Source organism: Sulfurimonas sp., assembly GCF_047622445.1.
Lineage (GTDB): Bacteria > Campylobacterota > Campylobacteria > Campylobacterales > Sulfurimonadaceae > Sulfurimonas.
This window is the reverse complement of the sequence record NZ_JBLHOE010000038.1, coordinates 1-13,589: the sequence shown is the minus strand read 5'-3', so window position 1 is coordinate 13,589 and position 13,589 is coordinate 1. Positions and strand designations below refer to the sequence as shown.

General features: G+C 29.1%; 10 protein-coding genes. 9 read left to right on the top strand and 1 reads right to left on the bottom strand.

The genetic code is table 11. The features are described from left to right. Nucleotide 1: 1 nt before the first annotated feature. The gene (ureG, locus tag ACI9TV_RS09640) at nucleotides 2–592 is read left to right on the top strand and encodes an urease accessory protein UreG (protein ID WP_415250576.1); all 591 of its coding nucleotides are present in this window, start codon (nucleotides 2–4) and stop codon (nucleotides 590–592) included. A gap of 411 nt (nucleotides 593–1,003) precedes the next feature. On the opposite strand, the gene ACI9TV_RS09635 is transcribed toward ureG, so the two are convergent. Continuing rightward, a complete protein-coding gene (locus tag ACI9TV_RS09635; protein ID WP_415250575.1) occupies nucleotides 1,004–3,343 on the bottom strand; it encodes an ATP-binding protein in 2,340 nt (779 codons plus the stop codon). A gap of 131 nt (nucleotides 3,344–3,474) precedes the next feature. On the opposite strand from ACI9TV_RS09635, the gene ACI9TV_RS09630 reads away from it, so the two are divergent. The 8 genes from ACI9TV_RS09630 to ACI9TV_RS09595 form a co-directional block, all read left to right on the top strand. After that, nucleotides 3,475–4,566, top strand: coding sequence for a glycosyltransferase family 4 protein (locus ACI9TV_RS09630; RefSeq protein ID WP_415250574.1), 1,092 nt, complete (start codon nucleotides 3,475–3,477; stop codon nucleotides 4,564–4,566). Nucleotides 4,567–4,621: 55 nt separating this feature from the next. Continuing rightward, the gene (locus ACI9TV_RS09625) at nucleotides 4,622–6,100 is read left to right on the top strand and encodes a WecB/TagA/CpsF family glycosyltransferase (RefSeq protein WP_415250573.1); all 1,479 of its coding nucleotides are present in this window, start codon (nucleotides 4,622–4,624) and stop codon (nucleotides 6,098–6,100) included. A gap of 67 nt (nucleotides 6,101–6,167) precedes the next feature. After that, nucleotides 6,168–6,533 carry an STAS domain-containing protein gene (locus ACI9TV_RS09620; RefSeq protein WP_415250572.1) on the top strand — a complete coding sequence of 122 codons (366 nt, stop codon included), beginning with the start codon at nucleotides 6,168–6,170 and terminating at the stop codon, nucleotides 6,531–6,533. Continuing rightward, the gene (locus ACI9TV_RS09615) at nucleotides 6,511–7,191 is read left to right on the top strand and encodes a hypothetical protein (protein ID WP_415250571.1); all 681 of its coding nucleotides are present in this window, start codon (nucleotides 6,511–6,513) and stop codon (nucleotides 7,189–7,191) included. Before ACI9TV_RS09620 ends, ACI9TV_RS09615 begins: the two co-directional genes overlap by 23 nt. A gap of 20 nt (nucleotides 7,192–7,211) precedes the next feature. Continuing rightward, nucleotides 7,212–7,772, top strand: coding sequence for a uridine kinase family protein (locus ACI9TV_RS09610; RefSeq protein WP_415250570.1), 561 nt, complete (start codon nucleotides 7,212–7,214; stop codon nucleotides 7,770–7,772). A gap of 43 nt (nucleotides 7,773–7,815) precedes the next feature. After that, a complete protein-coding gene (locus ACI9TV_RS09605; protein WP_415250569.1) occupies nucleotides 7,816–8,838 on the top strand; it encodes a hybrid sensor histidine kinase/response regulator in 1,023 nt (340 codons plus the stop codon). Beyond that, nucleotides 8,838–9,488: a response regulator transcription factor gene (locus tag ACI9TV_RS09600; RefSeq protein ID WP_415250568.1), complete on the top strand. Its 651-nt coding sequence runs from the start codon at nucleotides 8,838–8,840 to the stop codon at nucleotides 9,486–9,488. The genes ACI9TV_RS09605 and ACI9TV_RS09600 overlap by 1 nt, the downstream gene beginning before the upstream one ends. A gap of 42 nt (nucleotides 9,489–9,530) precedes the next feature. Further along, nucleotides 9,531–13,589, top strand: a 4,059-nt coding sequence (locus tag ACI9TV_RS09595) for a hypothetical protein (RefSeq protein WP_415250567.1), incomplete at its 3' end; no start/stop codon positions are given.

The window sequence follows — 13,589 nt, the reverse complement described above, 5'->3', positions numbered from 1 at the left end:
TATGAGTATTAAAATTGGAATTGCTGGACCTGTTGGCAGCGGAAAAACATCCATAATTGAGTCTTTGACAAATATGTTAAAAAAGCAATATAAAATTGGTATTGTTACGAATGATATCTACACGACTGAAGATGCAAACTATCTCAAAGAACATCTTGATATTGAAAGTAATTTAGTAGTAGGCGTTGAAACAGGTGGGTGCCCGCATACTGCAATACGTGATGATATATCTATGAATCAAAAGGCTTGTGAAGATTTAGAAGCAGAGTTTAATCCCGACATAATTTTTGTAGAAAGTGGTGGAGATAATCTTTCTGCCACCTTCTCATATGAACTCGTAGATTACTACCTATATGTAATAGATGTTGCACAAGGTGGAGATATTCCAAGAAAAAAAGGAGCAGGGCTTCTTTTTAGTGACCTGCTTGTTATAAATAAAACAGATTTAGCACCTTATGTGAATGTCGACTTAGAACTTATGAAGTCTGACGTTAAGAAAACTCGTAACAACAAGCCTTATTTATTTATCTCAAATAAAGATACTAAAAGTCTTGAAAATATAAAAGATTGGATATTGGCACTTCTTGAGTAACTAATCAATACTTCAATCATATGTGATAATATCAATGTTATATTAAACTAAATGTATTACTTATATGTATGATAGAAGATGAGACTTTTAAATTAGTAAATATTTGCTCACATAGTTCATTGTGTGAATTATCTATTCGTAATAGTAAGTCCTTGATAAGTCCGTACGATATTATTTATTTTAGAATAGTTTGATGAGTTATGATTAGCTTTAAGAAATAACGATGAGGTTGATTGACCGGACTGTTCATCACTTGGTCGCTGGTTCGAATCCAGTATCCGGAACTATACTTCTTTAAACCCCTTTAACAGGATGTTCCCAACAATAGTTTTTCTTACTATACCCAAATAAAGTAAGTATAAAAAAGAATAATCTAGCATACAAAAGTTTGATTACATTAGTAAAGCCTAATCAATCTTTAACATCAGGATTCAAGACCTTACAAAACTCTTTGAGATATTTTTTATCTAAAATACTTTCTATATTGTTGTTAACATAGATGGTCTTAGCTACAGATAGGTCGTGCTCGGCTGATAAGACGACGACAGGAATATTTATATTTTCATCTTCCATGTACTTGAGAACTTCTGAACTTATTCCATCTTCTAAATAAAAATCTAAAATTATCATATCAAATGTTTGAGAGCTAAGTATATGTTTAGCTCCATTATTTGTATTTGTAAACGTTAATTTAAACTTTTCTTCCAAATAATACTGTAGGAGAGTTCTATGTGTATGACTATCCTCGACAATAAGTAAATGTTTTGAATCTTTTGGAGATTTTATAATACAGTAGGAGTTTACTACCGGGTCTAGTGTTGGAATCATTACATGAAAACAACTTCCTTTGCCTAATTCGCTTTCAACCCATATTCGTCCATGATGTAGTTTTTCAATGATTTTCTTACATATCATGAGTCCTAAACCACTTCCGGATGCACTCTTTTGGTATACATTATCTATCTGTGTAAATGAATTAAATAATTTCTTCTGATCTTCTTGGGAAATACCTACACCAGTGTCACATACTGAAAATTTATATCCTTTTTCATTTTCATCGTAGCCGATATTTAATTGAACTTCACCATGCTCAGGTGTAAACTTGATAGCATTACTAATCAAGTTCAATAACACCTGCTTAAAGAGCTTGGCATCAAGCATTAAGTACAGGTGTAAGTCCAGAACTACATTGAGTGTAATGTTTTTTTGTTGCGCCATTGGTATACTAAGCATTTCTACTTCTTGGAGTATTAAATAGATACTACTTGAGCTAGGGTTAAATTTCATTTTACCAGCTTCAAGTCTTGCAAAATCTAAAATAGTATTTACAAGTTCTAAGAGATTATTCCCTGCGATATTGATTTTTTTGAGATACCCTTTGATATTTTCTGGTGTATCTTCACGACGCATTAAAATCTCCGAGTAGCCATTTACTGCAGTTAACGGTGTTCGTAGTTCATGAGACATACTTGATAAAAACACATCCTTAGCGCGGTTAGCACTTTCGGCTTTTTCAGCGTACTCTATAAGTGAGAGCTCACGTTCTTTGATAGATAAATTTAATTCAAGCGCTTCAAGTAACAAGATAAGTATTTCTGTTAGGTAGAGCTTATTTGAAAGAGGTTGAAACGAGATTGCTATGTAGAAGTTGAACTCTTTATATTTAATTCTTTTCATAACGTTATATTCTGTACTGCTAAAGGGATGTGTTTGAACTTGAATATCTTTGATAGCCCAAGGAAGTATGTCTTGCAGGTTTTTATTAATCTTGTCTATGACATGTGTTTGGATGTCTATCTCTGTGTTTAATGGAAGTTCACGTTTTGAAAAAATAAAGTTAATGGAGTTAATAGCTTTTAAACCAGCACTTAAAGATAAGAAAGCATTTGTAGAAAATTCTTTGAGAGGTTTATCCATTAGTTTATAAAGCTTGTTTGTCATATCTGTTAAGTCATCAAAATTTTTCTTTTGATTTTCTACGTTCTTCTCTTTTGATGCTTGTTTAATATTTGCGATGAACTTATGCCATTGACTATGGATATCTTTGAGCTCATTTAAATTTATCCCTGTAGCTTTTAAAAGGTCTGATTGTTCTTCAAAGTTTTCTAAGAGGTAATGAAACTTACATTCTGAAGGATTATTTACAATTGAATCGAGACTTAGCAAATTTGGAGCATCACTTTTAATAAAGTTTTCCACTTTCGCGTAATTTTCTTTATGCATTGATAATGCACTATATATTTTATCAAGCATCCAAATAGATGAATTGTTAGAAATATTGTTTGCAATTTTTGTTCTCTTGTGTTGCGTACTAGTAATAATAATATGTTCCGTCATTGCTAGAAGTTTAGATAATGAAGAGAAAGTACTTTTAACTAAAGGGTCAATTGATGACATTTGATACAGTAGTTGATTTATACCAAAAAAGGCGTATTTTACCTTTGCATTATCAAGTTTTATTTCTGCATGAATATAACCAACTTTAGAAATACGTTCTACATAGTATTGATCTAGAGGAGCACTGTAAATAAAAATAATAAATTCTTTTACTTTCTCAAGAAAAGATTCAATATTTATGTACTTGAAGTAGCTATTTACTTCTTTGTCATCTTTGAGGTATTCACGGTAAAACTTTTGAATAAGAACAGAACTGATTACGGGTAGTACTTCATGAAGTTTATTACGTGCTTCTGCATCTTCTTGTGTGACGTTGAAGGTACTCAGTAGAAGATTAATATCTAAGCTATGCATAGTAGTTATTCCTAGTTGTGTTATCTTGTGAAAAAATTATATCATAGATTAAAAATATTATAAGAAATAGCTTTGCAAACATTATGCATATTCCTTATCTATACTGAGGAATAAAATAAGAAGGAATTATTATGAAAAAAGTATTAATAAGTACTTTAGCATATGACGGAGGGAAGTCCGGCATCGCTAATTATATTGAAAATGTTGTAAAGGCCTTAAGTGTAAATAGTTCTATTGAGCTTATTGTAAATGAAGATGAAGTGAAATATTTTAATAATATTTCTGAAAATATTTCTTTTAGAATAGTTCCCAGATTCTATGCAAAACCACTTTTTAATGTAGCGTGGCACCTTTTTGTATTGCCATTTATGATTAAAAAGGACAGGTATGAATGGATGTTTTTACCAGCTGGTAATCGTCGTTTAATGTGCTTTTACCCCATTAAAACATTTGTTACTATGCATGATTTATCACAGTTTCATGTACAAAACAAGTATGATAGATTTCGTATGATTTATATTAAAAAAGTGATACCATTTTTTTTAAAAAGTGCAGACAAAATATTTACAGTGAGTGAAAATACAGCAAATGATATGGTCACTCATTACAAAATGAAAAGAGAAAATCTCATTGTAAACTACAACGGTGTAAATACTGAAAAATTCATGCCACTTCACCAATGGGAGAAAAAAGTGAAGCCATACATTCTTTATGTAGCGAGAATAGAACACCCTGGTAAAAATCATCTTAATTTAATTAAAGCATATGAAAAGCTAGACAAGATATATAAGGAAAAGTACGACTTGTATCTTGTTGGAAGTGACTGGAATGGTGCAGAGGTTGTTCATAAGTATGCGAATGCATCTTCAGATTCTAAAAGAATAAAGTTTTTAGGTTATGTTGAAAACAGTGCCTTACCAAAGTACTATCATAATGCTTCACTTTTTGTATTTCCTTCTTTTTATGAGGGCTTTGGAATTCCGATTCTTGAAGCGATGGCAAGTGGTGTGGCTGTAGCATCTTCATCTACATCTTCACTTCCTGAGGTTGGAGGCAATGCTGCTTTGTATTTTGATCCAGAATCTCCTGTCAGTATTTCAGAAGTCATCTCTACCATACTTGGAGATTCAAGATGTCGAGAAAACATGTCTACCCTTGGCTTAGAACAGGTAAAAAAGTTTACTTGGAGTAAGCATATTGAGATACTTCAAAACAATGTATAGACTGCAAGCTTACTGCAACAAAGTATGAGATACTTCTAAAAATAAGGAGTGACAAATGCAAACTTTATACAAATATATACAAAGTAATTTATTTCCATTAACTAAAAAGGTATTTCTTCCTCGGATAAATATTATGGGTGTTTCTTTTATCAATGCAACAATGCAAGGAGCCATTAGAGGGATTAAAGCAAAGGTGAAAAATAAAGAAAAAACAAATATATATTTTATTAATGCAGATACTCTCAATAAGACATATTCTATACCTTCTTTAGAAAGTATTTTAGGTAAAGCTTCATGTGTGTTCCCAGATGGAAGTGGTGTGAAAATGGGGTGTAAAATGATGCGTACACCACTCAAAGAAAACCTTAATGGAACTGATATGTTTCCTTTTATTTGTCAGATGGCAGAAGAAGAAAAGCTAAAAGTATTTTTTTATGGAGCAAAAGATGGTGTGGCTTTAAAGATGAAAGAGAAGTTACTTAAAGATTTCCCGTCTCTAGAAATCGTTGGTGTTGCAAATGGGTATGACCTTCATGATAATGAAGTGATAAATATGATAAATCATTCAAAAGCTGATATTGTTTTTGTTGCTAAAGGTGCGCCATTACAAGAAGAGTGGATTCATACTCATTCGTATCGAATCGCAGCACCGATTGTGATTGGAGTAGGTGGTTTGTTTGATTTTTACTCAGGAAATGTATCTCGAGCTCCTTTATGGATGAGAAAAGCAGGCATAGAATGGGTATATCGTTTCATGCTAGAACCACAACGGATGTTTTATCGTTACATTATCGGGAATCCACTTTTCTTAATGAGAATGTACCTTTGGAATAAAAAACAAAAAACAAAACGTTTGAAAAAATACTACGAATTGAAAAATATAAAAGAAGTTAATTCTTATCTACCTACTATGTCATTTATGACATATAGTTTATATCCTTTACTCAAAAGAATTTTAGATGTTGTATCAGTATTTATTGCAATGCTTTTTTTATCTCCTCTTATGCTAGGTGTAGTCATCTTGATAAAACTAGAGAGTAAAGGTGCTGCTTTTTTTCATCATAAACGAGTTGGACGTAATGGAAAAGTATTTAACATGTATAAGTTTCGTTCTATGGTTGAAAATGCAGAAGTGTTAAAAGAATCTCTTATGGGTATGAATGAATCAAAGGATGGAGTCATTTTTAAAATAAAAAGTGATCCACGGATTACAAAGGTTGGTAAGTTTATACGAAAATGGAGTATAGATGAACTTCCGCAATTATTTAACGTTCTACGAGGAGATATGAGTTTAGTAGGTCCTCGTCCACCACTTCCCTCAGAAGTAGAAGGTTATACAAGTGATGATCTTAAACGTCTTCATGTTGCTCCAGGGATTACATGTTATTGGCAAATATCAGGGCGAAGCGAGATACCATTTAAGCAACAGGTTGATTTAGATAAAAAATATATTTCTACATGCAGTTTATGGACAGATATCAAAATACTATTTGCAACAGTTCCAGCAGTATTAGCAGGTAAAGGTGCATATTAATCCAAGTCTACGTGCAATCTTTTTGCAAGTAGGTTTACTAAACTAAAAATAAAAGAAAGGGTAAATTATGTTAGAGATTCAAAGAGAATATAATGACGAATATATCGTGTATGACTTTATTGGTTCAATCAATACAACAGATTTAAAAGTAGTTCAAAAGATGTTGCGTGAAGATATTAGTAAAACATATGCATTTATTTTTAGTTTTCGATATTTAAATTATATTGATATGGATGCTGTTGAAATGTTGGAAGAAGTTTATTTACTTGGAATTAACAATGCATGTGAAATGATAGTTTGTAGTCTCAATCCTCAACCAGCAATGATGTTAGAAGTTTTTCAAACTGATAAAATGTATACCATTAAAAAAAGTCTCAAAGATGCTAAAGATATGTTTGAAGGAGAAGATTATGAAGCTCTGTATTATAGTTAATAATGAGATGAATTTCTTGAACCTACATACGATGAGTATTGCAGGTAAAGAGATTGTTGAGTACTGGTTGGAATGGGCAAGATATAAAGGCTATGAAACCCTAGATATTTATCTTTCAAACAAAGATGAAGAGACTCAACTAACAGAGTACTTTGAAAATCTTTATGGGGTGAAGCTTGTTTATAGACATATCGATGAACAAGGTTCGATTGATAAAAATTGTCATACATATAGAGGAATTGGTATTTTTTTAGATAACAATGAATATAAAAAGTTTAAAAGTTTAGATGACGTTTTAGTCTTTGAACAAATCTTAATTCAAAATCCTTTAAAGTATTCATCTCTCGCAGGTTATGGAAAGTCAGAACAGATTCATATAGGAAAAGATGTATATATTCATGAGTCAGTCAAACTTTTTGGAAATGTATTTATTGGAGATAATTGTAGGATTGAACAAGATGTAGTTATTGAAGATAGCATTATTGACAAAGGTTGCAATGTTAAGGGTGGGTCTATAGTTATAAATTCTCATATTACTCAAAATATATACATGAATACACAGCTTTATTTAAAAGATAAAGCCTTATTTGAATCACATATATATGATGTAGTTCAAAAGAGAAATTTAGTACATAGCGGTCTTTGTATAAAGAACTAAATACGTAGAGGAGAGAAGAGATGATACTAGCAATCGCAGGTGGAACAGGATCTGGTAAGACTACAGTTTCTCGCGCCATGAAAGAGAAGTATAGTACACGTTTTAATATTAATGTTGAAGTTATCTCTATGGATAACTACTATAAAAATGAAAAGAATGAAGTGTTTGATAATTATGATCATCCTAAAGCTTTTGATATGGATTTATTATATAGTGATCTAAGTACATTCTTATCTACAGGCAACATTGCAAGACGCTCTTATGATTATGTTACCAAAGAGTCTCATATTGTAAATACGCAATGTGAAATTCATATTTTAATTTTAGAGGGTCTTTATTCTTTTTATGAAGCGAGAATAAGAGATATTTGTAGTATTAAACTTTTTTTAGATGTTCATAAAGATATACGACTAAAAAGAAGAATTAAACGTGATTTGAGAGAGCGAGATATAACGCTAGAAGAAAATATGAAAATGATAGATAACTTTGTAAATGAGATGCATAAAAAGTATGTCATCCAACAAAAAACAATGGCAGATAAGCTTTTTACACAAAGTGAGGATGTTTTAGCACTTATATAACATTTTATGCTATTATTTAAAATATTTAGTTAAGAGAGTCAAGATGGAGAATAAACCATATATTATAGCTGTTGATGATACTCCTTATAACCTCGAAGTATTGACAATGATTTTAATGGATATTGATGCAGAGATAGAGTGTGTAGAGTCTGGAGCCCAAGCATTGCAAATGATCAATACAAGACAACCAGACTTGGTTTTGTTAGATATCTTAATGCCAGAGATGAATGGCTATGAAGTCTGTGAAAAATTAAAAAGCAAACCTGAAACAAATCATATACCAATAGTATTTTTATCCGCACTCGATGACATTGATAGTAAGATGAAAGCATTTGAAGTAGGTGGAGTGGACTATATAACAAAACCATTTAATACTTTAGAAGTTGCAGCAAGAGTAAAAACGCATCTTAAACAACATTATATGCTTGAAGAGATGAATGTCTTACTAAAAGAATCCTTTCATGAAATCTATACTCCCTTAGGACTCATAAAAAGTTCTCTTTCTCTTTTAGAACTTGAAAAAGCTGATAATGAACACATTCAAAGTATTAAAGCCTCGGTGCAGTCTTTGCACTCTATTTATGAAGATATGTATTATGCTATAAAAAAAGAAGTACGAGCATATCCTTCCGAGTGGATAGACTTAGAACAGTTTCTCAAAGATAGGGTAAAAGTATTTAAACCTCAAATGAGTTATAACAAATTAAAATTTGAGATAAGCACTTCCATTGATTCCCCAATGATTAAAATGAATATTACTGAACTTGAAAGATTAATCGATAATTTATTTTCAAATGCAATCAAGTATGCAAACAAAGAAAGTACAGTTCACGTAAATATTTCACCATCAAATGAGAAAATTAAGCTAGAAATTTCCAATAATTCAAAGAAAATAAAAGATCCCCAAAAACTTTTTGATGAACTGTATCGTGAGGATCACAGTGTTATGGGACTTGGGATAGGCTTAAGTATAGTGAAAAAGATATGTGACAAATACAACATTAGTATTAATGTAGACTCAAATGATGATACGACAAGTTTTATACTACATTATGAGGAGAAATAATGAAAATTTTACTTTTAGAAGATGAAGAGATACTTTGTAATAATATTGCAAGGTTTCTAAGTATTAAAGGACATGAAGTTGATAGTTACAATGATGGTGGAGTTTTACTTGATGAAGCAAATTTATTTGAATATGACTTTTTTATTTTTGATATTAATGTTCCTGATGTAGATGGTTTTGAGCTTTTAGTATACATCAAAGATAAAAAAATAGAAACACCGTTAATCTTTATAAGTGCAATGGTAGGGATTGAAGAGATCAGTAAAGGTTTTAATCTTGGTTGTAGTGACTACTTGAAAAAACCATTTGAATTAGAAGAACTAGAGTTAAGATTAAATAATATCAAAACTAGTTTTACAACGCATGAGAGGATTGATCTACCTAATGGTCTAGTATATGACTTCGATGCAAAAGCTGTTTTTGAAAATGAAAATAGTCTAGAGTTATCAAAAAAACAAAGTGAAATACTCTATATATTAATGAAGCATAACGGTCAAGTTGTGAGCTTTGATACCATCGCTGATTATGCGTATGAAGATGATTTCCGTGATATGCACACAATCTCAAGCCACATTAGAGATATTCGTAAAGTTATAGGTTCTGAGGTAATTAAAAATGTTCGAGGTGTTGGGTATAAGGTTGTTTTGTAAATTAAAGAGTTTAGACCAACTTATAAAAACTAAAGGTAATTTATGAAAATAACAAATTCTATGCTATTTGATGTAAACTTAACACAATTAGAATGTTACTATAAAATAATTGAAGAACTGAAAAGTAGTATTCCTGAAGAGTCAAATTATGTAATTAAAATTGAATTTGACAATAGTGATGAAATTCAGTTTATTTACCCTCTATTTTTAGTTTATATACTGAATTTTTATGAATTACTGCAAACTGAGAGAAAATATCAATCTCAAGATATTAGAATAATTCTAAATATTGAAGGGTTGACTTCTTCTGTCCAAAAATATATACATACATACTTAACACAGTATATAGATTGTAATATTATTTTAGTGGTTGATACCACCTATGGAGATAGGTATAAAGCACCATCTGTTTTTACTGATAAAAAAATACTTTTATATACTACCGAAAAAGAAAATAATCTAACGCTTTTAAGAAAACAAAAATACAAGTTCCTACCGATTATAAAAATTGCCAATAATTGTTTTAATGAAGCTTTTGAAGATAAAGATTATTGGACTAAAAATAAGGATACAAATAAACCTGAAAAAATTTCTAGTTTTTATAATCGAAAGCTATTTTATAAGTCTTTACAACTTGAAACAATTGAGCAAGGGGCATATAAAGATAAAAGTGATAACGTTTGGACTGATATATTTGAGACATATTTAGAACTTACCAAAAATGGTGCCTATATCACAAATAAATTTAAAGAAATTTTTAGAGAAATTGTAGAGAATATACAAAAGCATACTAGAATAGATAATATTTCAGCAAATGGGTATATATCATTTTATAGAAATAGAGCTCAAAACTTATATGAGTTGATTGTATCTGATGATTATGAAAAAGGATTTTTACATAAATATAATGAGACTATTAAAGAAGAAATCAAAAAAGAAAAAATAGACAGTATTGCTTGGAAAGATTATAATAAAATTTTAACAGATTTTAAAAATAAAGAATATAAAAATATTTTAAAAAATATTTTTAATTTAAATTATGTTTTATCGGCTCAATCTGAAAGAATCACAAAACACTTTGGTATGCCTTTACTTTTGAAAATAGTTTATCAACTTGAAAAACTCTCAAAAAAGAAATATAACAATAATTCTTCTGTAAATCTAGAAATTTATCTGAACAAAGATGAGTTATCTTTTTTAATTACATATAAGAATGGCATAGCAACGGTAGACCCATTACCTAATCATGTAGTAAAAGGGACATATTTTCATTTATCTTTTCCTCAAGATCTTAACTTAGAGAATCCCGCAATTATCACTCAAAAGCCACTCAAGCTAACTTCTAAATATTACAAAGAACTTTTAGAAGATAAAGAAAAATCACTAGAGGGACACCTTGTAAATTTTCAATATTATTTTGATATAGAATATCAAAGTGAATTGACGAATGAAATAACTGCTGTTATAATTGACTATTCAAAAATAAAAGAGACTAGTAATTTTTTAAGAGATTTATATTCATTTGCTTTTTTAAATTCTGTTCAAGATATATTGACAGTAAATTATCCTATAGAAGAAAATATAGAATATCTAAAACTTTTAAGTGAAACTACAAATTTATCAAAAATATGTAATATGGCTTTTTTGAATAAAGAGTATCCTCAAGTTTTTTTTCTAGGAGGTAATAATTATCAAGAAATGTGTGATATTAATACTATGTTATCTCAAAGCTATAATTACAATAAAAGAAATTTCTTAGAAACTTCTCAAGGAAAAGGTATTATAAATTTAACGTCTAATCTCTTTTATACAAATAATCAAAATAAACAAATATTTTTTCCATTCGAACTTTTTTTACCTAATCCAAAGAATAAAAATGAACTATTGTATACTTTAATGCTTGATAGTTTTTTAGAACTTGATGGAAATTACGAAAAAATCCATCTTGATTTAAAGGATGGTTTCCATATAAAAAAGTTTTATTATTTAAAATATATTTTTGAAAACTCTCAATGGGTAAAACTTTTAGCATTTGATTTAGCAAAGAAAATTAAAAATGAATATTCAGAATTTGAAAACATTGTATTTGTAGGGATTGAAAAATATTCTTCTTCATTTATATCAGAACTAGAATTCCTTTTGGGTATTAGATTACATAATTATATAGTGAGTGATTTAGAGAATGAAACAATTTTAAAACAATTTGATGATTTTAAAAAACTGCATAGTGACAATAGATTTATATTTATTCGTCCTAGCGTATTTGAAAGTAATATTGATAAGTTGATTAAAGATGTAAAAAGCTATGAAAAATATGCACTTATAGAACTCACAAAAGATACGAAAGATTCAGATAATTGGATTGCCACTTATAGTAAAAACTTAAAAAATGTACTTGAATCAGCTTCTAAATGTTCTATGTGTTTTGAGGAAAATCAACCTTTGTATGCGATAGATGATGACAAATATAATATTAAAGATTTATACCACACTCATGATGAATATCAAGTAGATGATAAAGTTTTCGAAGTTTCATGGAAAAATGTTGTCTATTTTCCACATATTGAAAGAAATACAAATCATTATTTATACTACATACGCACAACACAATTTTTTAAAAATAATAAAGATGATATTGAAAAATATTTTAAAAATATAGAGTTTAAAAGAGATGAAAAAGTTCCTGTTATTTTAACATCAACACATAATACTAATGCTGAATTTGTAGCCCTTATCAATGAAATAGTTTTCGAAAATGATGCTATCGTTCATAGTCTTAGTTTAAATAACAAAGAGCAAGGTTACTTTTCTATAGACCACCTTACAGCTAACTATCAAGGTAAAGAAAAATACTATAGCTTTTATTTCGTAGATGATGCCATTTCTAGTGGTGAGGCTTTTAGATATATCTATAGTGTTCTGAGTAGTTTTTTTAAGGATACGTTTCAAGCTGTTTTTACATTGACAGATAGAATTAATGAAAAAGATTTAAAGTTATTTAATACATATTATAAAGAATTTCATTCTTATATAAAAATAAATATCCACCCTATTAAAACAGGATTTGAAAACTGTTATTTATGTGAGAGAGAGAAAACATTTGAAACGATTGCGACTGATTCTTCTTTGGTAACCATTAAACACACATTTCAAAAAAAAGCAAAAGATTTGGCAAAAAAAAGTGCTTCTGAAATAGAATATGAACCTCTTGAAGACATACCAGATCTAAAAAACTATCTAAGGATGTCATCCACAGAATATATTTATCAGCATATAGATGAGTTCAAAACGCCAGAAAATATTGAAAAAAAAATTGACAATTATTACGAAACTAGAGTTAAAGAATATTTTCAAGAAAATTATCTCAATAATAAGCCACTAACTCCTGAAATTGATAAGTTCTTAAAGATTGAATCAAAAATAGCTTTTTTAAAAAGTTTGGCATTCCCAAAAGTTTATTTCTTTAAAACATTAAGAAAAAGTATTCATAAATATATTTATGAAGAGATAAGAAAATTCACAAATATAGATAGAAAGAATATTAATATTGTTCCAATTTTAACTAACACTGATTATCTTGAACTTGATAAAATAGATAATATAAAAGGGTTGGTATCATATTATAAAAAGAAAAAAAGAACAACTATGGACTATTTTAGTTTTTTACTTTCTTTAGGAAGTTTTTTGGGGGTAAATCATATACTTTCTTATGAAGTGATAATATACTATTATAACTTAACTAATGAAATAAAGAAACCAGAAAAATATTGTTACAAAAGTCTACTTGACATGTATCCAATAGCAGTTAAACAGTTAACAGCATATAGTAAAGAAAAATCAAAATATTTTGAACGAGAATTAGCTGATTTTTATACAAAAGTACCTTTTGAATATACAAGAATGTTCTCAAGAATTTTTGGACTCTTTGTTGAGAATACTAGTCATTTAGATATAGACACTCAAATATTTGATAACATCATAAAAGAAAATACTATTGATAAACAAGTAGAATACTTTAAAATATATTTAGAAAAAAAAATCTTAACAGAAGTTGAAAATATCAATATACAAAGTATTAGTATAGATATTAATGAGGATATT